This is a genomic window from Dyella sp. (assembly GCF_035685885.1).
In the GTDB taxonomy this organism is placed as follows: Bacteria; Pseudomonadota; Gammaproteobacteria; order Xanthomonadales; family Rhodanobacteraceae; genus Dyella.
The window spans coordinates 55146-81112 of record NZ_DASRZX010000003.1 but is presented as its reverse complement, the minus strand read 5'-3'; the positions used below and the strand labels follow the sequence as shown (position 1 = coordinate 81112).

At 64.5% G+C, this 25967-nt stretch carries 26 protein-coding genes and 2 pseudogenes; 18 read left to right on the top strand and 10 right to left on the bottom strand.

What is annotated here, in order from left to right; all coding sequences use genetic code 11:
• Positions 1–180 precede the first annotated feature (180 nt).
• Together typA and VFG49_RS00670 are read left to right on the top strand one after the other, a co-directional pair.
• Complete coding sequence (typA, locus tag VFG49_RS00675; RefSeq protein WP_324857353.1) at positions 181–2031, top strand: translational GTPase TypA; 1851 nt, start codon at positions 181–183, stop codon at positions 2029–2031.
• Between the two features lie 287 nt (positions 2032–2318).
• Positions 2319–3644, top strand: a complete 1326-nt coding sequence (locus tag VFG49_RS00670) for a carbohydrate porin (protein ID WP_324857351.1) — start codon at positions 2319–2321, stop codon at positions 3642–3644.
• A gap of 296 nt (positions 3645–3940) precedes the next feature.
• Here VFG49_RS00670 and VFG49_RS00665 read toward each other — a convergent pair whose 3' ends face one another.
• Together VFG49_RS00665 and VFG49_RS19195 are read right to left on the bottom strand one after the other, a co-directional pair.
• Positions 3941–4549 (bottom strand): class I SAM-dependent methyltransferase, encoded by a 609-nt coding sequence (locus VFG49_RS00665; RefSeq protein WP_324857349.1) that lies wholly within the window; start codon positions 4547–4549, stop codon positions 3941–3943.
• Between the two features lie 28 nt (positions 4550–4577).
• A pseudogene (locus VFG49_RS19195) lies at positions 4578–4658 on the bottom strand (hypothetical protein); the annotation flags it as partial.
• Here VFG49_RS19195 and VFG49_RS00660 point away from each other — a divergent pair.
• From VFG49_RS00660 to VFG49_RS00650, 3 genes are all read left to right on the top strand, one after another.
• On the top strand, positions 4658–4945 hold the full coding sequence (locus tag VFG49_RS00660) for a hypothetical protein (RefSeq protein ID WP_324857347.1): 288 nt from the start codon (positions 4658–4660) through the stop codon (positions 4943–4945). The pseudogene VFG49_RS19195 and the gene VFG49_RS00660 sit on opposite strands and share 1 nt — an antisense overlap.
• Before the next feature lie 149 nt (positions 4946–5094).
• Entirely contained in the window at positions 5095–6651 is a 1557-nt protein-coding gene (locus VFG49_RS00655; protein ID WP_324857345.1) for a DUF1800 domain-containing protein, read from the top strand.
• Positions 6652–6660: 9 nt separating this feature from the next.
• The gene (locus VFG49_RS00650; protein ID WP_324857343.1) at positions 6661–7863 is read left to right on the top strand and encodes a DUF1501 domain-containing protein; all 1203 of its coding nucleotides are present in this window, start codon (positions 6661–6663) and stop codon (positions 7861–7863) included.
• Positions 7864–8077: 214 nt separating this feature from the next.
• On the opposite strand, the gene VFG49_RS00645 is transcribed toward VFG49_RS00650, so the two are convergent.
• The 3 genes from VFG49_RS00645 to VFG49_RS00635 are packed head-to-tail and all read right to left on the bottom strand — an operon-like array spanning position 8078 to position 9838.
• Complete coding sequence (locus tag VFG49_RS00645; RefSeq protein WP_324857341.1) at positions 8078–8521, bottom strand: DUF1579 family protein; 444 nt, start codon at positions 8519–8521, stop codon at positions 8078–8080.
• Positions 8522–8552: 31 nt separating this feature from the next.
• Positions 8553–9476, bottom strand: coding sequence for a sensor domain-containing protein (locus VFG49_RS00640; protein ID WP_324857339.1), 924 nt, complete (start codon positions 9474–9476; stop codon positions 8553–8555).
• Entirely contained in the window at positions 9476–9838 is a 363-nt protein-coding gene (locus VFG49_RS00635; RefSeq protein WP_324857337.1) for a PadR family transcriptional regulator, read from the bottom strand. Before VFG49_RS00635 ends, VFG49_RS00640 begins: the two co-directional genes overlap by 1 nt.
• 222 nt (positions 9839–10060) lie before the next feature.
• Between VFG49_RS00635 and VFG49_RS00630 the strand changes: the two genes are divergently transcribed.
• Positions 10061–10417 carry a DUF1428 domain-containing protein gene (locus tag VFG49_RS00630; protein WP_324857335.1) on the top strand — a complete coding sequence of 119 codons (357 nt, stop codon included), beginning with the start codon at positions 10061–10063 and terminating at the stop codon, positions 10415–10417.
• Between the two features lie 199 nt (positions 10418–10616).
• On the top strand, positions 10617–11150 hold the full coding sequence (locus VFG49_RS00625; RefSeq protein WP_324857333.1) for a dihydrofolate reductase family protein: 534 nt from the start codon (positions 10617–10619) through the stop codon (positions 11148–11150).
• A gap of 9 nt (positions 11151–11159) precedes the next feature.
• Here the strand turns inward: VFG49_RS00625 and VFG49_RS00620 are convergent, their stop codons facing one another.
• Positions 11160–12368, bottom strand: coding sequence for an eCIS core domain-containing protein (locus VFG49_RS00620; RefSeq protein WP_324857331.1), 1209 nt, complete (start codon positions 12366–12368; stop codon positions 11160–11162).
• 180 nt (positions 12369–12548) lie between these two features.
• Here VFG49_RS00620 and VFG49_RS00615 point away from each other — a divergent pair, with 180 nt between their 5' ends.
• Genes VFG49_RS00615 through VFG49_RS00600 form a run of 4 tightly spaced genes read left to right on the top strand, consistent with a single transcriptional unit; the run spans position 12549 to position 14594 of the window.
• Positions 12549–13001, top strand: a complete 453-nt coding sequence (locus VFG49_RS00615) for a metalloregulator ArsR/SmtB family transcription factor (RefSeq protein ID WP_324857329.1) — start codon at positions 12549–12551, stop codon at positions 12999–13001.
• Between the two features lie 60 nt (positions 13002–13061).
• Complete coding sequence (locus tag VFG49_RS00610) at positions 13062–13766, top strand: thioredoxin family protein (protein ID WP_324857327.1); 705 nt, start codon at positions 13062–13064, stop codon at positions 13764–13766.
• Positions 13767–13788: 22 nt separating this feature from the next.
• Positions 13789–14379, top strand: a complete 591-nt coding sequence (locus VFG49_RS00605) for a DUF899 family protein (RefSeq protein WP_324857325.1) — start codon at positions 13789–13791, stop codon at positions 14377–14379.
• Positions 14380–14393: 14 nt separating this feature from the next.
• Positions 14394–14594 carry a hypothetical protein gene (locus VFG49_RS00600; RefSeq protein WP_324857323.1) on the top strand — a complete coding sequence of 67 codons (201 nt, stop codon included), beginning with the start codon at positions 14394–14396 and terminating at the stop codon, positions 14592–14594.
• 119 nt (positions 14595–14713) lie between these two features.
• Here VFG49_RS00600 and VFG49_RS00595 read toward each other — a convergent pair.
• Positions 14714–14956: pseudogene (locus VFG49_RS00595) on the bottom strand (ABC transporter ATP-binding protein); the annotation flags it as partial.
• On the opposite strand from VFG49_RS00595, the gene folE2 reads away from it, so the two are divergent.
• The 6 genes from folE2 (at position 14857) to VFG49_RS00565 (ending at position 21535) form a co-directional block, all read left to right on the top strand.
• Entirely contained in the window at positions 14857–15639 is a 783-nt protein-coding gene (folE2, locus tag VFG49_RS00590; RefSeq protein ID WP_414649014.1) for a GTP cyclohydrolase FolE2, read from the top strand. The pseudogene VFG49_RS00595 and the gene folE2 overlap by 100 nt on opposite strands.
• 60 nt (positions 15640–15699) lie before the next feature.
• Positions 15700–16641 (top strand): peptidylprolyl isomerase, encoded by a 942-nt coding sequence (locus tag VFG49_RS00585; protein ID WP_324857321.1) that lies wholly within the window; start codon positions 15700–15702, stop codon positions 16639–16641.
• Positions 16642–16930: 289 nt separating this feature from the next.
• The gene (locus VFG49_RS00580) at positions 16931–17452 is read left to right on the top strand and encodes a PadR family transcriptional regulator (RefSeq protein ID WP_324857319.1); all 522 of its coding nucleotides are present in this window, start codon (positions 16931–16933) and stop codon (positions 17450–17452) included.
• Between the two features lie 30 nt (positions 17453–17482).
• Positions 17483–18271, top strand: coding sequence for a siderophore-interacting protein (locus VFG49_RS00575; protein WP_324857317.1), 789 nt, complete (start codon positions 17483–17485; stop codon positions 18269–18271).
• Positions 18272–18388: 117 nt separating this feature from the next.
• Entirely contained in the window at positions 18389–20542 is a 2154-nt protein-coding gene (locus VFG49_RS00570; protein ID WP_324857315.1) for an AsmA family protein, read from the top strand.
• A gap of 63 nt (positions 20543–20605) precedes the next feature.
• The gene (locus VFG49_RS00565; protein ID WP_324857313.1) at positions 20606–21535 is read left to right on the top strand and encodes a DMT family transporter; all 930 of its coding nucleotides are present in this window, start codon (positions 20606–20608) and stop codon (positions 21533–21535) included.
• A 3-nt stretch (positions 21536–21538) separates the two neighbouring features.
• On the opposite strand, the gene VFG49_RS00560 is transcribed toward VFG49_RS00565, so the two are convergent.
• The gene (locus VFG49_RS00560; RefSeq protein WP_324857311.1) at positions 21539–22438 is read right to left on the bottom strand and encodes a LysR family transcriptional regulator; all 900 of its coding nucleotides are present in this window, start codon (positions 22436–22438) and stop codon (positions 21539–21541) included.
• Positions 22439–22599: 161 nt separating this feature from the next.
• Between VFG49_RS00560 and VFG49_RS00555 the strand changes: the two genes are divergently transcribed.
• A complete protein-coding gene (locus VFG49_RS00555; protein WP_324857309.1) occupies positions 22600–23241 on the top strand; it encodes an NAD(P)-dependent oxidoreductase in 642 nt (213 codons plus the stop codon).
• Between the two features lie 42 nt (positions 23242–23283).
• On the opposite strand, the gene VFG49_RS00550 is transcribed toward VFG49_RS00555, so the two are convergent.
• Entirely contained in the window at positions 23284–24228 is a 945-nt protein-coding gene (locus VFG49_RS00550; protein ID WP_324857307.1) for a copper resistance protein B, read from the bottom strand.
• The gene (locus VFG49_RS00545; protein ID WP_324857305.1) at positions 24225–25946 is read right to left on the bottom strand and encodes a copper resistance system multicopper oxidase; all 1722 of its coding nucleotides are present in this window, start codon (positions 25944–25946) and stop codon (positions 24225–24227) included. The genes VFG49_RS00550 and VFG49_RS00545 overlap by 4 nt, the downstream gene beginning before the upstream one ends.
• Positions 25947–25967 lie beyond the last annotated feature (21 nt).

Sequence of the window (25967 nt, the reverse complement as noted above, 5' to 3'; positions counted from 1 at the left end):
TCTCAACCCCTTCCGCGCCTCTCCCCTTCGGCCCGCCAGGCTCCCCTCGGCGGGCCGCTTTCTATGCCTGAACGGATTTGTTAAGGGGGTACAAGCAAGCTGTCACATAACCCCGTATAATTCCGGAGTTATCCCTACTGAAACTTCACGCGACGGCCCACGGCCGCCCGAGCCCATCTCATGTCCATCGAAAATCTGCGCAATATCGCCATCGTCGCCCACGTCGACCACGGCAAGACCACGCTCGTCGATCAGCTGCTGAAACAGTCCGGCACGCTCAATGAGCGCACCGTGCTGGCCGAGCGCGTGATGGACAGCAATGACCAGGAAAAGGAGCGTGGCATCACGATCCTGGCCAAGAACACGGCCATCACCTGGGAAGACAAGAAGACCGGCACCAAGAACCGCATCAACATCGTCGACACCCCAGGCCATGCCGACTTCGGCGGCGAGGTGGAGCGCGTGCTGTCGATGGTCGACACCGTGCTGATCCTGGTGGACGCCATGGACGGCCCGATGCCGCAGACGCGCTTCGTGACGCAGAAGGCGTTCGCGATGGGCTTCAAGCCGGTCGTGGTCGTCAACAAGGTTGACCGTCCGGGCGCCCGTCCGGAGTGGGTGGTCGAGCAGGTGTGGGATCTGTTCGAGCGCCTCGGCGCCACCGATGAGCAGATGGACTTCCCGATCGTCTACGCCTCGGCCCTCAACGGCTACGCCTCGCTCGACGAGAACGTGCGCGAAGGCGACATGACCCCGCTGTACGAAGCGATCATGCAGCACGCGCCCAAGCCGGACGTCGATCCGGAAGGCGCCTTCCAGATGCGCATCAGCCAGCTGGACTACAACAACTTCGTCGGCATCATCGGCATCGGCCGCATCCAGCGCGGCACGCTGAAGAAGAACATGCCGGTGGCCGTGATCGACCGCAACGGCAAGAAGCGCCAGGGCAAGGTCGCCCAGGTGCTCGGCTTCCTCGGCCTGGAGCGCATCGAGCAGGAAACCGCCGAAGCCGGCGACATCATTGCCATCTCGGGCATCCCCGAGCTGACCATTTCGGACACCGTCACCGCGCTGGACACGCCCGAAGCGCTGCCGCCGCTGACCGTTGACGAGCCGATGATCAGCATGACCTTCCAGGTCAACAACTCGCCGTTCGTCGGCAACAAGGACCTCTCCGGCGGCAAGTTCCTCACCAGCCGCCAGTTGCGCGAGCGCCTTGAGCGCGAGACCGTGCACAACGTGGCACTGCGCGTGGAAGACGGTTCCGACGCCGACAAATTCCTGGTGTCGGGTCGTGGCGAGCTGCACCTGTCGGTGCTGATCGAAAACATGCGTCGCGAAGGCTACGAGCTGGCCGTGTCGCGTCCGGAAGTGATCATCAAGGAAATCGACGGCCAGAAGATGGAGCCGATCGAGCAGCTGGTGGTCGACCTGGAAGAAATCCACCAGGGTCCGGTGATGGAGCGCCTGGGCATCCGCAAGGGCCAGCTCAAGAACATGGAGCCGGACGGCAAGGGTCGCGTGCGCCTGGAATACATGATCCCGGCGCGTGGCCTGATCGGCTTCCAGAACCAGTTCAAGACCCTCACCCAGGGTTCGGGCCTGCTGTTCCACGTGTTCGACCATTACGGCCCGATGGAAGTCGGCGCGATCGCCAAGCGCCTCAACGGCGTGATGATCGCCAACGCCGGCGGCACCACCCCGGCCTACTCGCTCGGACCGCTGCAGGATCGTGGCAAGCTGTTCGCCGCCGAGGGCGACTCGGTGTACGAAGGCCAGCTGATCGGCATCCACGCCAAGGACAACGACCTCACCGTCAACGCCATCAAGCCCAAGCCGCTGACCAACATGCGCGCCTCCGGCAAGGACGATGCGATCCAGCTCACCCCGGCGACCAAATTCTCGCTGGAGCAGGCGCTGGACTTCATCGACGACGACGAGCTGGTCGAAGTCACGCCGAAGGAAATCCGCATGCGCAAGAAGCACCTCACCGAGAACGATCGCAAGAAGGCGTCGCGCTCGGCGAATTGATCGGCTTCGCCATCGTTGCACGGAGAAAGGCCACCGCAAGGTGGCCTTTTTCTTGGGCCAACGGCTGAAAAAGCGTTGACACACCGCCGGTGCATAGTCACCATGCGCGCGCCTCGATCCCGGGGCCTTACAGAAATCACACTTCCCATGGACAGCGACCCTGCCAGTCGTGCCCGCATGGCCTGCGTATGCAGCCGGGGGCACCACAACCTGATGATCACGGCGCGGCCGTGAGCGGCATCCTGGCTTGATGTCCGCTCACTCCGTGCCCCTGCACGGACTGAGCAATGAAGAACTTGCATTTCCTCCTGGCCGCCTGCGTGGCCGCCATCCCGTTGATGTCGCGCGCCGATGAAGACAAGCTCTTCATTCCGCAGTGGCTCGGCGCGCAATACACCTTCATCGACCAACACCAGTATTCGCTGCACTCGCCTTACGCGAGCGAACTGAGCCTGAGGGCACAGGGCGACACCGAGCGTTCGCATACCTTCGGCGCCTACTTCGGCGTGAACCTGCCGCTGCACCTTCAGTTCTACTTCGACGTGGAAATGTTCAAGGGCGAAGGCGTCTCCGGCGCCACCGGCCTGGGCGGACTCACCAACGGTGACGTGATCCGTTCGGGTAGCGCGGGACTACCGAAGAAGCCCTATGTCGCGCGGCGCTACCTGCGCTGGTCGTTGCCGCTGGGTGAGGAGACCGACGACGTGGAGCGCGCGCAGGATCAGCTGCGCGGCAAGGAAGCCACGCAGCGCATCGACGTGAAGATCGGCAAGATGGCCGTGAGCGACGACTTCGACAAGAACCGTTACGCCGGTGGCACGCGCACGCAATTCATGGACTGGTCGCTGTTCAACAGCACGGCCTGGGACTTCGCCGCCGACACGCGTGGCTATACCGACGGCGTGATGATCGCGTGGGTCAATCCGACATGGACGCTGCGCTACGGCATGTATCGCATGCCGTATGAAGCCAATGGCCAGAAGCTGGTTTCGTCGCTGGGCGATTCCAACGGACAGCAGCTTGAGCTGACCCTGCAGCCACAAGCCGATGGATGGGCGTTGCGGCTGCTCACCTTCCGCAACGACGCGCACATGGGCATCTATCGCGACGCGATCGCCGAGGCCATCGCCACCGCCAACCCGCCCGACATCGTCGCGGACGATGCGCGCGGCCGCCACAAATACGGCTTTGCGGCGAACGGCGAACTTCCACTGGCCGACCAGGGTGATACGGGCCTCTTCATGCGCGCCGGATGGAACGACGGCCGCACCGAGTCCTTCGTGTTCACCGAAGTGGATCGCTCGCTCAGCGGGGGATTCCAGCTCTCTGGCGCACACTGGGCGCGGCCGCAAGACCATCTGTCCATCGCGGTCGCCATCGATGGCCTCTCGCCCGCTCATCGCGACTATCTCGCACTGGGCGGCGAAGGCTTCGTGCTCGGCGACGGCCGGCTGAATTACGGGCATGAGCAGATCGTGGAGGCCTACTACAGCTACTCGCCGTTCAAGCACCTTACGCTAAGCCCCGACCTGCAGTACGTCCGCAACCCTGGCTACAACCGCGACCGCGGCCCCGCACGATTCGTGGCGTTGCGGGCGCACCTCGAGATCTGAGCGGTCGGCTCCTTGCAGGAGCGCACCCAGTGCGCGATCGCAGTCCACCTTCTTGCCGCTTCACCTGGTCCCGCTGCGGGATGCACCTATCGCGAACTGGGTGCGCTCCTACAACGGCAAAGACCGTACCTGCCTGGATATTGTGGGAGCGCATCCTGTGCGCGACCGCGGCGCCTCGTATTCACGGCTCCGCAGGTTTGTCGCGCACAGGGTTGGCCCCACAACAGCGGGAACGACCAGCCGGAAATCTCAGGGCTACTGCAGGAGCTCACGCAGTGCGCGATTGCAGCCCGCCCTCATGCAGACAGCTGCGCCCGCTCCAGCGCAGCGATGCGGCGCTCCAACCTCGGCCCCAGGTAGCAATGCGAACCGCACGGCATCAGCCCGGCCTGCGCGAAAGCGCGCAGATACCACGACGGCGTGCGCGAATGAAAACCTTCCATGTCGCCGTCCACGCCGTCGCGACTGGTGAAAACTTCAAGGAAGGCCACGCCTTCGAGCATATCGCTGATGCCGGCGAGCCCCGCGCGCATTTCCGCGGGCTTCAGGTAATGCAGCACATCCGTGCAGACGATCAGGTCGAAGCGATGATCGAACCGCAGGTATTCCAGCTGGCCGAAACGCGCGAGGCCGATGTTGCGGCTGCGGCCGAAACGGGCGACCGCATATTCGCTGGCATCCAGGCCCTGGTAATGCACGCCCGGCCGCAGTGCCCGCAGCGGCGCACGCCACACGCCTTCGCCGCAGCCGACGTCCAGCACGTTGCGAATGGGGCGCCCCAGGTAGTACTCCGCCTGCGCCACCACCATCGCCACCTTGCGCCGCAGCTCGCCGGGCGAGGCGACCGAATGGTCGGGATGGCGATACCACTTGTCGAAATAGGCGCGGTCGTAAATCTTCGGCACGGCAATCTCCTCGATCGATGCGCGAATGTTAGCCCAGCATTCGCCGATCACTTGCCCTGAACATCTGCTGCGCCAGCATAACCTCGTGTCTACAGGGATCCGCCAACCGTGCCCACCATCCGCATCCGCATGACCGGCAGCCGCGACGACGCGGATGCCCTGCTCAGCACACTCCATGGCATCGACGGCATCGAGCGCGTGGAGGAGCTGGAGGAGCCGGCGTCTTACCTGCGCGATGATTCCAGTTCGAGCGAACTGGTGGACGACAACGGCAGCGATCTGTTCCTGATCGAAGTGCTGGCTTCCGACAACCTCCACGCGGACGCCGTACGCGCCGTGACCGAAGTGGAAGCCTCTCTGCTGGGCGCCGTCGTCGAAATCGTCGACGAGTTTTAGCCGCCCTGGCGACCGACCCGCCGGTGCAGCTGGCCACCCGCATGAATCCCCGTCAAATATCCCCCGGCCTCCGGTAAGCCGGGTACGAGCTGCCGCGTTAACAGTGCCCAGCACGGCCATCGTTCGCCCGCCACCGGAAGCCCAGACGCATGCGTGTAGCCACGAAGCCCACCCACGGCTCCCTTCGGCCCCTGCTGGCCGCCGCCACCCTGGTACTCGCCATCGGACCCGGCGCCGCGATCGCCCGCTCTCCTCAGGCGCTATCGCAGGACGACGTCGACTGGCTCCGGCGCGACGGGTTCGATCTGGACAGCGCCACGGTGGCGCGCTATCGCGACCTGGGCCGCTCGCGCTATCTCGACCAGCAGCTGGACGACAAGGGGAGCGATGCCCTGCCTCCGCAGATCCAGGCGTTGATCAATGGCTTCGAGGTAGCCAGCACGCCGACCGGACAATTACTGGCCGGCCTGCGCGACGAGCAGGAGAAGCTCAAGGCGATGCCCGATGGCGACGACAAGACCGCCGCGAAGAAGGCACAGCAGGAGCATGCCAACCTGCTGCTTCAGCAGGCGCAACAGATTGAACTGCTGCACGCCATCTATGGACCGAACCAGCTGAAAGAGCAGATGGTGTGGTTCTGGCTCAACCACTTCAGTATCTATGGCGCCAAGGGGCGAGTGCGCTGGGTGGCCGCCGACTATGCGCAGGAATCCATCCGCCCGCACGCGCTCGGCAAGTTCCGCGACCTGGTGATGGCGACGCTGCAAAGCCCGGCCATGATGGAGTTTCTCGACAATGCGCAGAACGCCAAGGGCCATGTCAACGAGAACTACGCGCGCGAACTGATGGAGTTGCACACGCTAGGCGTGGGCTCCGGTTACACGCAACAGGACGTGCAGCAGCTCGCGCTGATCCTCACTGGCTCGGGCGTAGCCCCGTTGCGCGACCGGCCCGTGCTGGACCGGCATCCGCGCTTCGCCGCCCAGTTCGTGCGCAACGGCCTGTTCGAATTCAACCCGATGCGCCATGACTACAGCGACAAGGTGTTGCTGGGCCAGAAGATCCGGGGCTCGGGTTTCAACGAGGTGGAACAGGCCGTGGAACTGATCACCCGCCAACCCGCCTGCGCGCAGTTCATCTCACGGAAGCTGGCCGCCTATTTCGTGGCGGACGATCCGCCGCCCGCGCTGGTGGCAAAGATGGCGCATACCTTCCAGCGCACCGACGGTGATATCGCCGAAGTGATGCGCACCATGCTCGAATCCAAGGAGCTTTCCACCAGCTACGGGAAGAAGTTCAAGGACCCGATGCAGTTTGTGGTGTCCTCGGTACGCGTGGCCTACGACGGCAAGCCGTTGGCCAACGCCAAGCCCCTGATCAACTGGCTCAACCAGCTCGGCGAGCCGGTGTTTGGACGACTGACGCCAGACGGCTGGCCGCTGGATGCAAGCGGATGGTCCAGTTCCGGACAGATGGCCAAACGCTTCGAGATCGCCGGCGCGATCGGCACCGGCAACAACCGCCTGCTGACGCCCGAAGGCCTGCCGCGCAACGGCGGTGATTTTCCGATGCTCACCACCCGCCTCTACTACGACACGTTCGATCCCTACCTGAGTGCGCCCACGCGCGACGCGCTGGCCAAGGCCACCTCGCAGCAGGAGTGGAATACGTTCCTGCTCTCCTCGCCCGACTTCAACTATCGCTGAGGTCCATCCATGAAGCGACGCGATTTCCTCCGTGCCGCCGCAGCCAGCGCCCTGGCCGCTCCGGCGCTTTCGTTCTCCGGACGGCTGTTTGCGGGGCCTGCCAGTGCGCCGCGCTTCCTGCTGGTATTCCTGCGTGGCGGCTACGACTGCAACAACCTGCTGGTGCCCTGCGGCAGCGACTTCTACTACGAATCGCGCCCCACGCTGGCTATTGCCAGGCCGGATGCGAGCAACGCCAACAGCGCCATCGCGCTCGACGGCCAGTGGGGACTCAACCCCGTACTGCGCGATTCCATCTATCCGCTGTGGCAGAAACGGCAGGTAGCCTTCGTGCCTTTTGCCGGCACCGACGACCTCTCGCGCAGCCATTTCGAAACACAGGACAACATCGAATCCGGCCAAGCCGGCAACCAGCGCAGCGATTACCGCTCGGGTTTCATGGCGCGCCTTTCCGGTCAGATGCGCAGCGTGCCTTCCATCGCCTTCACCGATGCGTTGCCGCTGACATTCCAGGGCGCCTCGCACGACATTCCCAACCTGTCGCTGCGCGGCAACACCAAGCCCGTATTCGATACGCGCCAGGCCGGCATTCTCGCAGGGATGTACAAGGATACTTCGCTTGCTTCGGCTGCTTCGGACGGACTGGAACTTCGCCAGACCGTCTCCAGGGAATTGCAGGACGAGATGATGAAGGCGAACCGCGGCGCGCCGAATGCGAAGAACTTCGCCGCGGAGACCCAACGCATCGCCACGATGATGCGCGATCAGTACCGGCTGGGCTTCGTCGATGTGGGCGGCTGGGATACGCACGTCAACCAGGGCAACACTACAGGGCCGCTCGCCAACAATCTCGCCAACCTCGGCATGGGGCTCGCCGCCTATGCCGATGCGCTGGGCGATGAGTGGAACAACACCGTGGTGGTCGTCGTCTCCGAATTCGGCCGCACCTTCCGCGAAAACGGCAACAAGGGAACGGACCACGGGCACGGCACGGTTTACTGGGTGCTGGGCGGCAAGATCAACGGCGGACGCATCGCCGGCGAGCAGATAGCCATCAGCGCGCAGACCCTGCTGCAGAACCGTGACTATCCGGTGCTCACCAACTACCGCGACATGCTCGGTGGCCTGTTGGCGCGTACGTGGGGGTTGTCCGGCAGTCAATTGCAGGCCGTATTCCCCGACGCGCGGCCTCGGGACTTGCAGCTCGTTTAGCTGACCACGCCGCTCCTTGCAGGGCGCACCCAATGCGCGTTCGCAGACTGCGGCTTCAATGCTCCGCAGGCTTTTCGCGCACTGGGTGCGCTCCTATAGAAGCACTTGCCGGCCCCGCAGTTGTGGGAGCGCACCTAGTGCGCGACCGCAGAGCCATGACCTTGCCGCCGTGGAGCTGTCGCGCACAGGGTGCGCTCCCACAGAAGCATTTCGTCTACCCGGCAACGCGCCGATACCGCCCATCCATCACGCGCTCCCAGCTCACGCCGCCATCGAACGAGCTTTCGAGGCGTAGCGTCAGCACATCCTCGCCTTCGAACGCGTAGATGTGCCGTGTCTGTCCACGCGGCGAGCTGCGCACGAAGGTGAGACGCTGTCCATCCCACAGTCCGGGCGCGGGAGCACCGGGGACGAAACCGTAGCTGTCGAACCAGTACAGGCTGTATTGATCGTGCTCGGGACCCGCGACGAAAACGGCGTGTGCCTGCAGGGACAGCTTGCCGTCGCGCTCTTCCCGGTAATCCTGGACCAGGGCCCGGCCACCAAGGTCGATCCTGGCCTTGATGAAACCCGTAGCCGGCCCACCCTGCCCCCAGCGCGTAGTGGCGATCTCTTCGTCGCCGGACCATTCGCCGGCGAGTGCTTCGAGCATGGTCATGCCTTGGCCTCCCGGGGCCGGTCGATGGCGCTCAGTTCGCTTCCCGCGGCACCAGCATGTGCTTGGCGATATGGCCGTGCATGATGCCCAGCGCGCGTGCCAGATGCAGCGTGGCGAACAGCAACACGATGCCTATCACGCAGAGGATGCCTACATCGAACCAGCCCACCTCGTGGAAACCGGTGCCCCAGTTGATCAGCGGCTGGCCATCGACAAACCAATCGCCAAACACGCCGTGATCGAAAGCCAGCGCGACAGGCGAGGCAATGAAGGCGACGGACACCGCCAGCAAGGTGACCGCCAGCGTGAAGTACACGATGCCCAGCGGCAGCATCAGCCACATGTAGCAGATGGTCGTCCACGTATGCAGGTCGGTGAACATTCGGCCGATGCGCTTCATCAGTCCCACTTGCGGCGCGGCATATACCGGGCGGCGCGGCATGCGCATGCCCAGCATGGTTTCAACGATGCGTCCTTCCATCAGGGACAACACGCGCACGCTGCCGAAGAACAGCACGATGAAAGGCAGGCCGATGATCAACACGGAGAGACCTGCCGACAGCGAAATGCCGGTGACCGCCCAGGTGAAGTAGAAAATGCCAGTGGCCAGCGAAAGCAACATGTAGAACAAGGCGCCATAGGTGCGTGCATCCGCAGCCACGCCAAAGAAGCGGCCCAGTGCGGAACGGCGTTTGGGCGGCGGCGGCGGACGCAGCGCGCGCTGGATCTTGATCTCCTGGTCGCGATAGATGTCCGCCACTTCTTCGGGTGCGCCATAGGTGCCGACCACATGGGCCAACATCTCCGCTTCGCTACGCTGCGGGTTTTCCGCCAGCTCGGCGCGCAGGTGTTCCTCCGCGTCGTACAGCGCATCCTGGACCAACGCCGGATCCGCGCCGCGCAAGGCGGCCCGCAACTGATTGAGATACTCGGCGATCGTGCGTGGTGCGTTCATTACACCCCTCCTTGCAAGACGGCATCGACGGAATCGCGCGTGGCGTTCCAGGCATCCACCCAGTCGCGCAGTACTTCGCGCCCCGGCTTCGTAATGCGGTAATAGCGTCGCGGCGGCCCACTGACCGACGGCTCGACCTCGCTGGCGAGCAGTCCGGCCGCTTCCAGATTGCGCAACACGGGATACAGCGCGCTTTGCTTCCCCGCCAGCACGCCCTCGCCCACATCCTCCAACCGCTTCGCGATCTGGTAACCGTACATGGGCTGCCGCGCCTGCCCGAGCACCGCCAGCAGCACCAGCGACACGGTGCCCGAGGACAGCTCCTTCTGGAATTTCTTCAGATAGCTGGTGTTGTCGTCCACGGCTCACCCGCACTGCCGGTTACCTTGGAGTGAACCATAGTGCGAAGTTAACAGTAGTACATGGGCCTGAAGTCATGGGCGGTGGTCATGCCCACATATGCGCATGACACCAATGTATGTACGGCTGGTCGAAGATCGGTTCAGTGTCGACTCCGCGCATGTTCATTCGTCGCATACATGAAGGCGGTCGTGTTGGCCGCCCCTCCACCTGGGGAAACTGCCATGTCCTACATCGATGGTTTCGTGATCGCCATACCCAATGCCAACCGCGAGAAATTCATCGAGTACGCCGGTACCTTCGACACCATTTTCGTGGAGTTTGGCGCCATCCGAGTGGTGGAGTGCTGGGGTGACGACGTGCCCGACGGCAAGCTCACCGATTTCCGCCGCGCGGTGCAGGCGAAGCAGGACGAATCCGTGGTGTTCTCATGGATCGAATGGCCCGACAAGGCCACCCGCGATGCTGGCATGGAAAAAGTTATGAAAGATCCGCGCATGGACGCCGCCAGCGAGCTGCCCTTCGATGGCAAGCGCATGATCTTCGGCGGCTTCGTACCGGTGGTCAGCCTGCCGGACTAGGGAGGCGCTGATTTTGTCCGCCAAGGCAAAACGCCCGCTGGCCAAACCCAGCTTTCGGAATCCCATGGTCTGGCCACACCGCCAAACTTTGGAAAACTGGCCTCGTACAAGTTCGCTCCAGGGCGTAAAGAAGAAACTCGGTGCGCAGACGTTGTCTTAGCCATCGCACCGCGACAACTCACCGGAATGGAGATACTCCATGGCGACGCTTGTCTTCGAATTGAACGTGTCCCTGGATGGCTATATCGATCACCAGCGCATGGGGCCTCCTGATCCTTTGCTGTTTCGTCATTTCACGGAGCGCGTGCGCGACCTGGCGGGCATGGTGTATGGCCGGGGCATGTACGAGGTCATGCGTTACTGGGACGAGGACACCCATGAGTGGGATGCGGACGAACGCGAGTACGCCGCGGCATGGCGGGACAAACCGAAGTGGGTGGTGTCGCGTTCTCTGAAGTCGGTCGGCCCGAACGCCACCCTTGTCGCCGATGACATCGAGGCGGCGATGCGCGCATTGAAGGCCGAACATGCCGGTGAGATCGAAGTTGCCGGACCGGAGCTCGCTCAAAGCCTGACCGACCTTGGCCTCATCGACGAGTATCGGCTCTACCTCCACCCTGTCGTGCTGGGTTACGGCAAGCCCTTTTTCGCGGGTGCTCGACCACCGCTCCGCCTCACGGCAAGCGACGTGATCGTCGCGAATGTGATCAGGCTGACCTACGTTCCCGCTTGAACGGCGCGCTTAGATACCGCCTTTAGGCGCCCTGGGATCGCGCTTCTTCAGCGCATCGGGAGGCTTTGCACCGGCGGCGACATCCACGGCGTAGTGCTCGTAGGAGTAAGCGTTATCTTCCGGATGGAGACTGGGATAACCGTTGTCCTTGAGGTCGGTATCACCGCAGCCGCCGAGGTTGTGGATGACCTCGTGCAGCAGGATGGCGCCGGTGTCCTTGCAGGTTTCCGAACCAAACTGCGGGTAGAGGGTGATCTTGCTGCCCGGGCATTCGGCTTCGGCGCAGGGATCGAGGATCTTGCCGCCATCCCTCTTTTTTACGTCCCTCTTGGCGCAGGTGTAGCTTGCGCCAGCCGCCTGGGCCTTGGCGCGCTTGAAGCGATCCTTGACGATATCCAGCGCGTCTGTCGGCAAGCGACCGAAATGCCTATTCATGGCCGCGCCTTCCCAGCTCATGGGATAGTCGCGATTCAATGCAGCCAGTGCGCGGTCGGCCAGTTCACCTGCACGCTGTATCGCCGACCCGATCAGCTTGCTGCGGTCCGCATCGCAACCATGAGTGTTAGCCGCCGCATCCTTGTCGCCATCTTTCTTGTCCGGCGCGGCGGGCTTGTCGTCCTTGCGCTGCACGATGGCGCCCTGCGACTGCTGCACGACATGCGTCAACTCGTGGGCCAGCAGGTGTCGACCTTCCTGCGTGTGCGGCGCATAGCGACCGGCGGCGAATACCACGTCATGGCCGACGGTGTAAGCCTGCGCATCGATGTCGCGCGCCGAGTCGCGCGCAGTGGCATCGGTGTGCACGCGGACCGCTGAGAAATCGTGGCCGAAATGCTGTTCCATCGGCTGACGCACATCGCCGGGAAGCGGGTGGCCTGCGCTGGCGATGGCTTGCTCCACACTGCCTGGAACTTCCGCTCCTTCGGCGGCGACGTTCGTTGCCTGGCGTTGGATGGCCAATGCCGAGACACCGGAAGGCAAGGCGGCGCCGGACATCACGCGATCGGCAACACGATCGGCTTCCTGTTCCAACGCATCGTTCGCGTGGCCCATCGCGAGCTGGCGCTGCACGCCGTGGTGCTTGCCGGCGCACTGGCTGCATTCGCCCTCGCCGTGGTGGTGCGCGCCACAGCTGCACTTGCGTTGCAGAACGACGGCACGCGGCCGGGCGCTAAAGGCGGATCGTTGCGCGACGTTGGCGGCGGCGAGATCGCTCATGGCGGCACCCCTCGACGGACGGCGGCAGGATACCCGGCCCCCTGATTTGCGCGACGTGAAAGAGCCCGCCACGCCGGGCGGGACGGCACCAGCGTTTCTCTCCATCGGCAAACGGCCATTTCCCGGGAAATAATCAACGTATCACTTGACAATCAATCATATTGTTGATATTAAACCACCATGGTGAATATCAAGCAGACACTGCAAGTGGTGGACGAAGCCGGCCTGAACCCGGATCTGGCGCAGGCACGCCTTGATGAGGTGTTCTTCGCCCTCTCCGATCCGGTGAGGCGCAAGGTGCTGGAGCAACTCGATGGCCAGGCCCTGCTCGTTTCCGAACTCGCCGCGTCGTTCGATATCTCGCTGCAAGCGGTATCCCGCCACATCCAGGTGCTGGTACGCGCGGGCCTCATCCAGCAGGAGCGCACGGGACGCATCAGCCGATGCAGCCTCGATGCCGGTCCGCTGCTCGACGCGGCGGTGTGGATGAATCGTTACAGCAAGTACTGGCAGCAGCAGTTCGACCTGCTCGCCGCCACCCTGGCGGATATCGACGAACGCAAGGCGCGTCCGACGTCCTCCGCCAAAAAACCGGACAAGCAGGCGCCACGGCGTCCGACGCGCAGGACATAGCGCGCCGCGCCAACGGGTGCCACGTCCATACCTGCATCACAACACGCTTTGGAGGGTGTCATGGCCAATCATTCTGTTGTCGATCACGAAAGCTGGCTTGCCGCACGCAAGCAATTCCTCGCGAAAGAAAAGGCATTCACGCAGCAGCGCGACGAACTGAGCCGCGAGCGCCGTGAACTGCCGTGGGAGCGCGTCGACAAGCCGTACGTCTTCTTCGGCGAGCACGGCAAGGAAACGCTGGCCGATCTGTTCGGCGAGAAGAGCCAACTCATCGTCTACCACTTCATGTTTGCCCCGGATTGGGAGCTCGGATGCCGAGGCTGCTCGTTCTGGGCGGACAACTTCAACGGCATCATCCCGCACCTCGCGGCACGCGATGTCTCCTTCGTTGCCGTGTCGCGCGCCCCGCTGCACAAGCTGCAGGAGCAGGCGCGCAAGTTCGGCTGGACATTCAAATGGGTGTCTTCGGCGGGCAGCGATTTCAACTACGACTACGGCGTGTCGTTTTCTCCGGAATCGATCGAGCAAGGCGAAGCGTCGTACAACTACCGGCCGATGAAGAGCCAAAGCCAGGACTTGCCAGGCATCAGCGCCTTCAGCAAGGAAAACGACGCGATCTTCCACACCTATTCCACCTACAGCCGCGGCGTGGACATGCTCAACACCGCCTACCACTACCTCGACATCGCGCCCAAGGGCCGCGACGAGGATGGCCTGGACTTCCCCATGGCCTGGCTGAAGCACCGCATCGACTACGCCAGCTGAGCCACCGCCGGAGCACATCGCCATGAACTACACAGACGTCAACGGCAAGCTTGCCGACTATCGCCGGCAGATCTCGGACATCCGGGAAAAGATGCGCGAGACCATCGCGACAGTCGAACCGGAGAAAGTGCAGGACTACGCCTTCGCCACCATCGACGGCAAGGTGAGTCTGTCCGAACTCTTCGGCGACCGCGAGGATCTCATCGTGATCCACAACATGGGCGTTACCTGTTCGTACTGCACGCTATGGGCCGACGGATACAACGGCCTGCACCAGCATGTGGTACGGCGCGCCGGTTTCGCCGTCACCAGCCCGGACCGTCCGGCCGTGCAGCAGAAATTCGCCGAGAGCCGCGGCTGGAAATTCCCGATGGTGAGCCATGAGGGGACCAGCTTCGCCAAGGATATGGGCTATCGGTCCGACAGTGGCGGATGGTTGCCGGGCGTCTCGGTGTTCCGGCGTGATGGCGAGGCGATCACCCGCGTGTCGGACACGGGGTTCAGCCCCGGCGATGATTTCTGCTCGCTCTGGCACTTCTTCGACATGCTGCCCGGCGGCGTCGGCGACTGGCCCGAAGTCGCAAGAAAGCCGTCCTGCTGCTCCAACCACTGACCGGAGGACCTGCCATGTGTCCTGCCTGTATCGGAACCCTGCTCCTCGTGCTGGGTGGTGCCGGCTCCGCCGGTGGCATCACCGCCGTGTCGTTGCGCACGCTGGGCCGCAGAAAGAAACGCAGCACGTCCAGCGAGACCCCGACCTCGCGTGCGGGCAACGGCACGCGTGGCATGGCGGCCGTCCGCATGGATGGCCGCTCCAGCGGAAACTGAGCGCTACGTCGATGGCGAAGATGCTCACGCGCCTTGGCCGGCGATTGCCCGGCCGGGGCGCGGAAGCGGCAACCGCTTGCCCCGGGATGCGATCCGACTCCCGCGAACATCCGCTATGGACGCAGGATCACCTGGGCAAGCAGCAGGCGTTGCAGTTCGCCGCCGGATAGACGGCTGGACGAACCGTGCAACTCGGTGTCGAGACCGCGACGCGAGGTTGCCAGACGCTGGTCGAGTCCTACGTCCTTCAGCACGGCGTGCAATATCTCCTCGCCCGCCGTGGGGTCGGCCCAATGAAGGCATTCGCGCACGGTCCGTTGCCACGGGCGCACGCTCTGGCTTACGTAGGCGCCGTTTCTCACGCGACAAAGCCCTCGATGGCATCGTGCTGGAACGCCTGCTGCACGCCTGCCTGCAATCGCACGATGGGCTCGCGGACCGCGCGCGGCTGTGCGTACGCTTCGAACATCTCGTGCGACGCACCGCCATGCGCAGCGACAACGCCGGTTGGCGGGCATACCCGGTGTGCATCGAGGCCGTGCTCGATGCGCAGGGCCTCACGCTCGAACTCGCCACGGGTGTCACCTATTCATCCACCTGCCCCGCGTCGGCGGCTCTCGCGCGCCAACTCATCCAGCAGCACGCCGCCGCACGTTTCGAAGCGGGGAAACCCATCGATCGCGACGCGATGCTTGAATGGCTTGGCGGCGAACAGGGTGTGCCCGCCACGCCGCATGCGCAGCGCAGCACGGCTCGTCTGCGCGTCCGGTTTGCGCAGGGCGCGCTGCTCAACCTCATCGCCCTGGTCGATCGGGTCGAGCTGGCGCTGGGCACGCCGGCACAGACGGCGGTGAAGCGCGAAGACGAACAGGCTTTCGCACTGGCCAACGGCAGCAACCTGATGTTCTGCGAGGACGCCGCGCGACGCATCCAGCGTGCACTCGAGGACGAGCCCGGCATCGCCGGCTTCGACGTAGGCATCGCACATCATGAAAGCCTGCATGCGCACGACGCCGTGGCATACGCCAGCGGCGGCGCTGGCTGAGCACCGCTTTCCACCTCGCTCCTCTGCTAACGTGACCCCTTTCCAATACCGGGGGATTCCATGTTGCTGCGCCACTGCCTTGCCGCTGCCATCACGCTCGCCGCCGCGCTGCCTGCCGCCATACAGGCTGCCGACGACACGCCCGCGCACACGCCCTCGCCGAAGGAACTGCTGGCCAAGTCCGCAGCGCAGGAGTGGCGCACGCCCGATCCGCAGAACCTGCTGGTGATGAAGCTGCCGCAAGGCCAGGTGCTGATCGAGCTGGCGCCCGACTTCACGCCGCTGCACGTCGCCAACATCCGCACGCTGGTGCGCGAGCACTATTTCGACGGCCTGGCCATCGTGCGCGTGCAGGACAACTTCGTGACGCAATGGGCCGATCCGGAAGACGACGACAACGGCGACAAGAGCAAGCTCCGGCCGCTGGGTTCGGCCAAGGCCAAGCTCCCACCGGAATACACCCGCGCCATCGACGCCAGGCTGCCCTTTACGCGCCTGCCCGATGGCGACGTCTATGCGCCGGAAGTGGGTTTCTCCGAAGGCTTCCCCGTTGCCCGCGACAAGGCGAGCGGGCAGGAATGGCTCACCCATTGCTACGGCATGGTGGGCGTGGCGCGCGACGTGGATCCGCAAACCGGCAGCGGCAGCTCGCTCTACGCGGTGATCGGCCAGGCGCCACGCGGCCTCGACCGCAACCTCGCGATTGCCGGCCGCGTGCTCCAGGGCATGGAATACCTTTCCGCGCTGCCACGCGGCACCGGTGCGCTGGGCTTCTATGAAAAGCCCGAGCAGCGCGTGACGATCAACGCCGTGCAGCTCGCCTCCGCGCTGCCCGCCGACCAGCGCCCGAAGATTGAAGTGCTGCGCACCGAAAGCGCCACGTTCGCCGCGCTGATCGAGGCCAAGCGCAACCGCCGCGACGACTTCTATCGCAACCCGGCCGGCAAGATCGACCTGTGCAGCATCAACATTCCCGTGCGCGAGGCGAAGGCGCAGCCCTGAGCTGCCCGCTCGCTCAGACGATGGGCCTGGCGCCACGCCGCGTGATGCGGCGCCAGGCCCATCGCCACAGCAGTGCCAGCGGAAAAGCGAACAAGAGGAACGGCAGGCCATGGGCGAGCATGGAGATGGTATCGCTTGCTTCATCGCACAGATGAGCTGCGCACCGCCATAGGGCCGCCCCCATTCCTCTTGCAACGAATCTGGGATAGCCGCGCATGTCACTCGCGGTTGCGTCACGGCTTATTTCGATATATCGTTTTATTTAGATATATCGAAATGATGCCAAATCATGCGCGATCGCCACTTGCAACCCCAAGACCCCTTCGCCGACGCCCCCGAACGTCGCGGCAATCGCCTGCTGGGACACGGTGACCTGAAGCTGTTGCTGCTGGTGCTGCTGAACGAAGCCCCGGGCCATGGCTATGAGCTGATCCGGCGCATCGCCGACATGTTCCATGGCCACTACACACCCAGTCCCGGTGCGATCTATCCCACCCTGACCATGCTCGAAGAACTGCGCCTGCTGCAGGCCGAGCAGACCAGCGGCAGCCGCAGGCGCTACGCGATCACGCCCGCCGGCCGACGCTATCTGGTCGAACAGCAGGAGGCGGTGAACGCCATGGCATTGCGGACGCGCCATGCCGCACGCACCGCCGCCAAGATGGCGATGCCTCCCGCGGTCCGGCAGGCCATGCATGCGCTGAAGCATGCGCTGATGTCGCGCGGCACCTCCTGGAACGCCATCGAATCGAAGCGCGTTGCCGCCTTGCTCGAACAGGCGGCAAGCGACATCGCAACGCCGCACGACTGAACTCCCCTCGCCCCCCATCGAGAGATACCGATGACCCGACACGCCCACCAGATGCAACGGCACGATGTCGTGCTACGCGAACTCGTCGTACAACGCGTGGAACGCCTCACGCCACAGATGCAACGCATCGTGCTTGGCGGCGAAGCGCTGCGCGGCTTTCTCAGCGCCTCGCCCGACGATCACGTGAAACTGTTCTTTCCCAATCGCCAGGGGCAACTCGTCTTGCCCACACCCAGTCAGGGACGCCTGGAATTTCCCGAGGGCGTGGAGCCCTCGCCCATGCGCGATTACACGCCACGCCTCCACGATGCTGCCCGCAACGAACTGACCGTCGACTTCGTGCTGCATGGCGACGGCCCCGCCGCCACGTGGGCGGAACAGGCAGCGCCAGGACAACGCATCGGCGCCGGCGGCCCGCGCGGCTCGTTCGTCGTTGCCAGTGACTTCGACCATTACGTGATGATCGGTGATGAAACCGCCCTGCCCGCGATAGGCCGCTGGCTCGAAGAATTGCCGCCCTCGGCGCACGCCATCGTGCGCATCGAAATTCCCGCCGTGGAAGATCGGCAGCCACTCGCCTCCCGCGCCAACGTCGACCTCGCCTGGTTCGAACGAAACGGCACGGATGCGGCATCCAGCACGTTGCTGGAAGAGGCGCTGCGCCAGCTTCCGACGCCCGAGGGCGACTCGTTCTGGTGGATTGCCGCGGAATCCGGTCGTGCCCGCCGCCTGCGCCAGCATCTCGCCGACGAACGCGGTATTCCCAAGGAATGGCTGCGCTCCACCGGCTACTGGAAAGCCGACGACACCGAGGAATAGGTGCCGTTGGCATGAACTTCCGCTGAGCGCGTAGTCGGTTTCACCACAAAATCTTGCCGTCGCTGCGGGTAACAGTGACCTACCGACCGGCCCAGGCCGGTCTTGCGGGAGGCCGTGATGTCCGTGCGTCGCAACAGGTTGCTGTGGTTCGTTTACGTACCGCTGGCCGTCTTGCTGGTCCTGTTCGTGGTTTTGCTCATCATCATCGCCACGCTCGACTGGAACCGTTTCAAGCCGACCATCAACGAGCGCGTCAGCCAGACGATCGGACGTCCCTTCGTCATCAGGGGCGATATTCACGTTGCCTGGACGCGCGAGCACCGCGAAAGCGGCCTGGCATCACTGGTGCCGTGGCCCACGCTGGAAGCGCAGGACATCGTCATCGGCAATCCCGACTGGGCGAAGCAGCCCCAGTTCGCGCAGCTCGATGCACTGCGCTTCCGTCTCGCGCCCTTGCCCTTGCTGGTTCATCGCGTGGAGATACCTACGCTCTATCTGGTCGCTCCACGCATCGATCTGGAGCGCGACGCGCAAGGCCGCGCGACCTGGGACTTCACGCTTGCCAACAGCGGCGGGCCGTCGACATGGAAACTCGATCTTCGCTCCATCGGTTTTGATCGCGGCAGGATCGCGCTGGACGACGCGTCCACCAAGGTCAACCTGCAGGTGACGGTGGAACCGCTGCAGCGCGCGATTGCCTATGACGAGATCGTCGCGCAGCAATCGAAGGATGCGCGCGAGGAAGCCAGCAAGCGCGTTGGCGCCGCGGCGCGTGCCACGCTGGAAAAAGGTGCGGGCACCGAACGCAAGCCGGGCGGTACGCGCGTGCCCTATCAGTTTGCATGGCAGGCCGAAGGCCAGTACCAGGGCGCTCCGGCCAAGGGCAGCGGCAAGACCGGCGCCGTGCTCGCGCTGGAACAGGCCGATCAGCCGTTTCCGCTGCAGGCGGACGTCCATATCGGCGACAACCACATCGCACTGGTGGGCACGCTCACCGATCCGCTGCACCTCGCGGCGCTCGACATCCGCCTGTGGTTCTCCGGCAGCAGCATGGCCAAGCTGTATCCATTGACCGGCGTCACGCTTCCTGACACGCCGCCGTATGCGACCGAAGGACATCTCAAGGGCAAGCTCAAGCGCGGCGGTAGTCATTTCACCTACGAGAACTTCCGCGGCCGCGTGGGCGGCAGCGATCTTTCCGGCAATCTCGCCTTCGATACGGGCGGCGAGCGATCCAAGCTCAGTGGTGAGGTGAAGTCGCAACTGCTGAAGTTCTCCGACCTTGCCCCGCTGATCGGCGCCGATTCCAACGCGAAGAAGCAACAACGTGGCGATGCGACGCCAACGCCTTCGGACAAGGTATTGCCGGTGGAACCCTTCCGCACCGATCGCTGGCGCGCCATGGACGCCGACGTGAACTTCAGCGCCGCCCGCATCGAACGCGATACCGCGTTGCCGATCAATGCGCTGTCCACCCACGTGGTGATGGACAACGGCGTGCTCACATTGGACCCGCTTGATTTCGACATGGCTGGTGGCAGCGTCAAGAGCCATCTGCGCCTGGACGGCAGCCGCACGCCGATGGCCGGCACGATCAAGCTCGGTGCGCGTCACCTGAAGCTCAAGGAGCTGTTTCCCACTTTCGAGCCGATGCGGACCAGCTTCGGCGAGATCAACGGCGATGCGGCTCTGGAAGCACGCGGCAATTCGGTGAGCGAACTGCTGGGCACCTCGTCGGGCGAAATGAAGCTGCTGATGAACGATGGCGCGATCAGCAAGGCGCTGCTGGAAACTGCCGGCCTCAACGTGGGCAACATCATCATCAGCAAGCTGTTCGGCGACCGCACGGTGAAGATCAACTGCGCGGCTTCCGATCTCTCGGCCACCAATGGTCTGTTCCAGACCAAGCTGTTCGTGTTCGATACGGAGGACGCCACCATCTTCGTCGATGGCACGGTGAACTTCGCCAACGAGAAGCTCGACCTCGATGTGCGCCCGAATTCCAAGGGCCTGCGCATCCTCTCGCTGCGTTCGCCGCTGTACGTGAAGGGCACCCTGAAGAATCCCGACGTGGGCGTCCAGCCCGGCCCGCTGATCCTGCGCGGCGGCGGGGCGGTGGCGCTGGGCGTGCTCGCCACGCCGATCGCGGCCCTGCTCCCGCTGGTGGTGGCCACCAAGGGTGAGTCGGACAACACCTGCGCCACGGTACTGGAGCAGATGCGCGGTCCGTCCAAGGCGAAACCGGCGGCAAAACCTGCGTCCGCGCACTGACGAATCCCACGGGTGGGCGGCGCGACGCTAGAATGCGCCGCCCCTTCCCGTTCATAGACGTCCATGCAATCCGTCACCAAGGCCCGCTGGCAGATCCATTTCTGCGTGCTGCTGTGGGGCTTCACGGCCATCCTCGGCAAGCTCATCACCCTGTCCGCGCTGCCCCTGGTGTGGTGGCGCATGCTGCTGGTGACCGGCGCGCTGCTGCTGATGCCCAAGGTATGGCGTGGACTCAAGGCCATGCCCGCCCGACTGCGCTGGGCATACGCGGGCATTGGCGTGCTGGTGTCGCTGCACTGGCTCACCTTCTACGCCGCCATCAAGCTGGCGAATGCCTCGGTGGGCGCGACGTGCATCGCGCTGGGCCCGGTGTTCCTTGCACTGGTGGAACCCTGGATTGCGCGGCGCCGTTTCGATCCTCGCGAGCTGCTGATCGGCGTGGCCGTCGTGCCCGGCGTGGCGATGGTCGTGGGGGGCGTGCCGATCGACATGCGTGCGGGCATCGTGATGGGTGCGGTGTCGGCGCTGCTGGTGGCGCTGTTCAGCGCCTTCAACAAGCGTATGGTGGAACATGGCGACCCGCTCACCGTCACCTGCATCGAACTGGGCACCGGCACCGTGTTCCTCACCCTGCTCGCGCCGTTGTTGCCCCACGTCGGCCCCGCCTTCGTGTGGCCCAGCGTGCACGATGCGGCCTTGCTGCTGCTCCTGTCCTTTGGCTGCACCTTGCTGCCGTTTGCACTCGCGCTGATTGCGCTGCGCCACATGAGCGCCTTCGGCATGCAGATGGTGACCAACCTCGAACCGGTCTACGCGATCCTGCTGGCCATCGTCCTGCTCGGCGAACAGCGCGAACTGGACGCCTGGTTCTATGCGGGCGTCGCCGTGATCCTGGCCGCCGTGTTCATGCATCCCCTGCTTGCCCGTCGCCGGGGGCAGCCATCGCAGCCCGAACTGCTCGGCACCGCGGAAAGCCACAACGTGGTGGAGTGACCCTCAACCGCGAGCAGCCAGCCACGCGCGCAGGTGGTCGATGAACACGCGCACTTTCGCTGGCGCCTGGCGCCCCGGATACACCGCATGGATGCCGCCCTCCGGCAGGCGATATTGCGCAAGCAGCGGCACCAGGCGGCCCTCGCGGATGTCTTCCGTCACCAGATAGTCCGGAAGTACGCTCACGCCCGCACCGTGGCGCACCAGTGCGTGTGCCGCCGTGACATTGTTGGCCTGCGCTGCCTGCCGCATGCGTACGGTGCGGCGTGAGCCATCGGGCGCCGTGAAGGTCCAGCGCAGCGGCGAAGAGAGCAACGACAGTGCCACCCAATCGTGGGAAGCGAGATCGGCCAGCCTGCGCGGCGCGGCATGCCGCGCCAGATAGACCGGTGAAGCAACCAGCAACTGGCGAAAGCCGCCCAGGCGCGTGGAACGCAGGTTCGAATCACGCAGCCAGCCCATGCGGATCGCCAGGTCAAAGCGCTCCGCAATCAGGTCGCTGACCTGGTCAGCGAGCACCAGGTCGACCTGCAGCTGTGGATGCACCTGCATGAAGTCAGCCAGCGCCGGCGCCACCACCGTGACACCGTAGTCGCCGGTAGCGGTCACCCGCAGCGTGCCGCCGGGCTTGTCCTGGGCGCTGCCCACCTGTTCGATCGCGGCCTGTGCATCGGCAAGGATGCGCGCGCAATCGGCGTGGAATGCCGCGCCTGCTTCGGTCAGCGTCATGCGCCGCGTGCTGCGCAAAACCAGGGTGACGCCCAGCTCCTGCTCCAGCCGCGCGAGATGCTGACTCACCATGGCGTTCGTCATGCCCAGCGCTTCGGCAGCGGCGGTGAACGACCCTGCATGCACCAGCGCAACGAATACCGTCAGCCGATTGAGATTCACCTGCCCGGACATGTGCACTCCACTGTCAATTAGAACTTTACAGTGAATTACATGATGGCGCGTTTATCCGCACCAGTCTCCGGCGCATGATGCGCTTCATCCCGCGACGCCGCGCCACCTTCACGCAAGGTGCGACATCGTCCCTCGATGCATTCTCCCCGGAGAATCGTTCCATGAAGATTGCCCTGTTCGGCGCCACCGGCCACATCGGCCATGCCATCCTCGATGAAGCACTCGCGCGCGGTTACGAGGTCATGGCCATCGTGCGCGATGCGTCGCGGCTGTCCTCCCGCCATGACCATCTCAGCATGGTCACCGGCGATGTCTCCAGGCCTGAGAGCTGGCTGGAAGCGGTACGCGGCGTCGATGCCGTGGTCGCCAGCCTGTCCGCGCGTCGCGATGGGACGCACGACAGCATTCCGCGCAACACCGCCACGCTGCTCGACAACCTGCCCCGTGCAGGCGTGACGCGTCTCGTGTGGGTGGGCGGTGCGGGCTCACTGGAAACGTCGCCCGGCGTGCGCGTCATGGACGATCCGCATTTTCCCGAGGCGTGGAAGGCCGAAGCATCGGGCCAGGGCAAGGCGCTGGACGTTTTCCGCGCCAGCAAGTCGCCACTCGATTGGACGTATATCAGTCCGGCGGCACTTATCGAGGATGGTCCGCGCACGGGCAAGTATCGCGTCGGTGGCGACCAGTTGCTGGTGGACGCCACCGGCAAGAGCCACATCAGCGTGCCCGACTACGCGGCCGCCCTGCTCGATCGCATCGAAAAGCACGATGCGAGCCGCAAGCGCATCACCGTGGCGTACTGAAAACGCAACGGGCGGCCATGGCCGCCCGTTTTCCCACGTGACTCAGAGCCACCACCGCACGCCCGCCACCCAGGTCGTCTCGCGGGCATGCAGTGCTGGCGTGGCATCGTTGCTGCCAAACCGCCGCGTCCAGTTCACGCCCACATAGGGCGCAAACTTGCGGCTGACCTCGTAGCGCAGACGCAGGCCGGCTTCCGCATCGGACAGGCCCGATGACACGCCTCGTTGGGGATCATCCTTGCCGTAGATGTTCATTTCGATCTTGGGCTCAAGGATCAGGCGCTGGGTGAACAGCAGCTCGTAACGGGTCTCCAGACGCAACGCCGTGCGCCCCTGCTCGCCAACGTAAAAGGTCGCCTGCGACTCGAACCAGTACGGGGCCAATCCCTGCACGCCCGCGGCCAGCCACTGTCGTTTCGGTCCCAGCCCGATGTCCTGCCGCACGCCCAGCTGGCCATCCCAGAAACTGGTCCACGCGTGGCTCCACAAAAGATCGATGCGGCCGTCGCTGCCCGTCGCGTCGCGCTCGCCTTCGGTCTTCAGCCACAGCCGGTCGATGGCGTGGCCGAACCAGGCTTCCGCCTCCCAGCTCGTCGCGCCCTCACCGGACGTGCTGCGTGAACGCTCCAGGCGATCGACCAGCAACATCGCGGTCGGCGCGGCATCGTCCATCTGCATCAGCGAAGTCATCTGCGCCGGCGTCACCACACTCATCACATGCTGCGGCGGCGCCGGCGGCACGTGATCGTTGGGCGGCAGCGCCTTCGTATCCGTAGCCGGCATGTCGTGGCCCGCGTGTTCCTGCGCGTTGCTTGCCTGTGCGGAGGAGGCATGGTGACCCGCATGGGGATCGGTTGTCGTGGCGCGATCCGTCTGCGGCATCGCCATGCCCGGCATGTCGTGCATGTCCGCGCTTTGCGACCAGGCGAGTGCCGGCGCGAGCAGGCCAACCATGCCGGCAAGCTGGAGGGTGAGTCGCACGCTCATGCCACCACCACCTCGCGGAACATGCCCGCCTCCATGTGGTAGAGCAGATGGCAGTGGTAGGCCCAGCGGCCCGGCGCGTCCGCGCTCACGCGATAGCTGATGCGCTGCGCAGGCTGCACCACCACGGTGTGTTTGCGCGCCTGGAACGTGCCGTCTGGTGCCTCGAGTTCGCTCCACATGCCGTGCAGGTGGATGGGATGGGTCATCATCGTGTCGTTGACCAGCACGACGCGCACATGCTCACCATGGCGCAACTGCAGGGGACCTGCATCGGAAAAGCGCTTCGCATCGAACGACCACAGATAACGCTCCATGTTGCCGGTCACCCTGAGCGTGATTTCCCGATCCACCTGCGGGGAAATCGGCGCGTCCACGGCGTGCAGATCCGCATAGGTCAGCACGCGGCGACCGTTGCCGCGCAAGCCCACGCCCGGATCGTCGAGGTTGGTGCGCGGCGTGGCCACGCGCATGTCCGCCTGCGGACTGGTGGCGGGCACGGGGCTGGGGGACGCCGCCATGTTCATGCCCGGCATGCCTATCATCATGTCCATGTCGTGCATGTCATGACCCGTGCCGTGATCCATCGACCCCATCATGTCGCCCATGCTCAACAGCGGGCGTGGATCGAGTACCGGCACATCGGCTTCCATGCCCATGCGTGGTGCCAGCGTGGCGCGTGCAAACCCCGTGCGATCCATGCTCTGGGCGAAGATCGTCCACGCGCGATCAGCCGAGGGCTGCACGATCACGTCATAGGTTTCGGCCGCGCCGATGCGGAACTCATCCACGCTCACCGGTTCGATGGCCTGGCCATCCGCGGCAACCACCGTCATCTTCAGGCCCGGGATGCGCACGTCGAAAAACGTCATGGATGCGCCATTGATGAAACGCAGGCGGATCTTCTCGCCCGCACTGAACAGTCCGGTCCAGTTGCCCGCCGGCGTGCAGCCATTGACCAGATAGGTGTGTGCGAGCGCGGACACGTCCGCCAGGTCGGTCGGGTCCATGCGCATCTGGTTCCACATGCGCCGTTCGGCGAGCGCCTTGGCCATGCCGTCGCGCCCTGCTTCGCGGAAGAAGTCGCCGACCGTGCGCTTGCCGATATTGTAGTAATCGCCCTGCTTGCGGAGGTTCGCGTAGATCGTTTCCGGGTCGGTATCCGTCCAGTCGGTCAGCAGCACCACATAGTCGCGCCCGGCGGCGCGAGGCTCGCCATCGCGCGGCTCGATCACGATCGGTCCGTACAGGCCGGTCTGCTCCTGGAAGCGCGAGTGGCTGTGGTACCAGTAGGTACCCGACTGGTTCACGGCGAAGCGATAGACATATTCGCCGCCCGGTGGAATGCCGTCGAAGCTGAGGCCGGGCACACCATCCATGTCCGCAGGCAGCACGATGCCGTGCCAGTGGATCGAACTGGTCACCGGCAAGCGATTGCGCACGCGCAGCGTCACCGTGTCGCCCTGGCGCCAGCGCAGCAACGGGGCGGGTAACTGGCCATTCACTACCGTGGCGATGCGCTTGCGGCCAGTGAAATCGACAAGCAGTTCGCCGATCTCCAGGTCGAAATGCGGCCCGCGCAATTCACTGCGCGGTTGCGGCGCCTGCGCCCACGCGTTCCCGCGCCAAAGACCCAGGCCGGCGGCCACGCCGCCCAACGCCAACCCTTGCACGAAACGCCGCCGCGGCAGCTGTATGCCGCGCGGATCCTGCTTGCTCATGTGCTTGCTCCGTCAGTCGCA

Excerpts from the sequence above, each read along its gene's own strand:
- typA (WP_324857353.1), top strand. The coding sequence starts at position 181 with ATGTCCATCGAAAATCTGCGCAATATCGCCATCGTCGCCCACGTCGAC.
- VFG49_RS00670 (WP_324857351.1), top strand. The coding sequence starts at position 2,319 with ATGAAGAACTTGCATTTCCTCCTGGCCGCCTGCGTGGCCGCCATCCCG.
- VFG49_RS00655 (WP_324857345.1), top strand. The coding sequence starts at position 5,095 with ATGCGTGTAGCCACGAAGCCCACCCACGGCTCCCTTCGGCCCCTGCTG.
- VFG49_RS00650 (WP_324857343.1), top strand. The coding sequence starts at position 6,661 with ATGAAGCGACGCGATTTCCTCCGTGCCGCCGCAGCCAGCGCCCTGGCC.
- VFG49_RS00645 (WP_324857341.1), bottom strand. The coding sequence starts at position 8,521 with ATGACCATGCTCGAAGCACTCGCCGGCGAATGGTCCGGCGACGAAGAG.
- VFG49_RS00640 (WP_324857339.1), bottom strand. The coding sequence starts at position 9,476 with ATGAACGCACCACGCACGATCGCCGAGTATCTCAATCAGTTGCGGGCC.
- VFG49_RS00630 (WP_324857335.1), top strand. The coding sequence starts at position 10,061 with ATGTCCTACATCGATGGTTTCGTGATCGCCATACCCAATGCCAACCGC.
- VFG49_RS00625 (WP_324857333.1), top strand. The coding sequence starts at position 10,617 with ATGGCGACGCTTGTCTTCGAATTGAACGTGTCCCTGGATGGCTATATC.
- VFG49_RS00620 (WP_324857331.1), bottom strand. The coding sequence starts at position 12,368 with ATGAGCGATCTCGCCGCCGCCAACGTCGCGCAACGATCCGCCTTTAGC.
- VFG49_RS00615 (WP_324857329.1), top strand. The coding sequence starts at position 12,549 with ATGGTGAATATCAAGCAGACACTGCAAGTGGTGGACGAAGCCGGCCTG.
- VFG49_RS00610 (WP_324857327.1), top strand. The coding sequence starts at position 13,062 with ATGGCCAATCATTCTGTTGTCGATCACGAAAGCTGGCTTGCCGCACGC.
- VFG49_RS00605 (WP_324857325.1), top strand. The coding sequence starts at position 13,789 with ATGAACTACACAGACGTCAACGGCAAGCTTGCCGACTATCGCCGGCAG.
- VFG49_RS00600 (WP_324857323.1), top strand. The coding sequence starts at position 14,394 with ATGTGTCCTGCCTGTATCGGAACCCTGCTCCTCGTGCTGGGTGGTGCC.
- VFG49_RS00585 (WP_324857321.1), top strand. The coding sequence starts at position 15,700 with ATGTTGCTGCGCCACTGCCTTGCCGCTGCCATCACGCTCGCCGCCGCG.
- VFG49_RS00580 (WP_324857319.1), top strand. The coding sequence starts at position 16,931 with ATGCGCGATCGCCACTTGCAACCCCAAGACCCCTTCGCCGACGCCCCC.
- VFG49_RS00575 (WP_324857317.1), top strand. The coding sequence starts at position 17,483 with ATGACCCGACACGCCCACCAGATGCAACGGCACGATGTCGTGCTACGC.
- VFG49_RS00570 (WP_324857315.1), top strand. The coding sequence starts at position 18,389 with ATGTCCGTGCGTCGCAACAGGTTGCTGTGGTTCGTTTACGTACCGCTG.
- VFG49_RS00565 (WP_324857313.1), top strand. The coding sequence starts at position 20,606 with ATGCAATCCGTCACCAAGGCCCGCTGGCAGATCCATTTCTGCGTGCTG.
- VFG49_RS00560 (WP_324857311.1), bottom strand. The coding sequence starts at position 22,438 with ATGTCCGGGCAGGTGAATCTCAATCGGCTGACGGTATTCGTTGCGCTG.
- VFG49_RS00555 (WP_324857309.1), top strand. The coding sequence starts at position 22,600 with ATGAAGATTGCCCTGTTCGGCGCCACCGGCCACATCGGCCATGCCATC.
- VFG49_RS00550 (WP_324857307.1), bottom strand. The coding sequence starts at position 24,228 with ATGAGCGTGCGACTCACCCTCCAGCTTGCCGGCATGGTTGGCCTGCTC.
- VFG49_RS00545 (WP_324857305.1), bottom strand. The coding sequence starts at position 25,946 with ATGAGCAAGCAGGATCCGCGCGGCATACAGCTGCCGCGGCGGCGTTTC.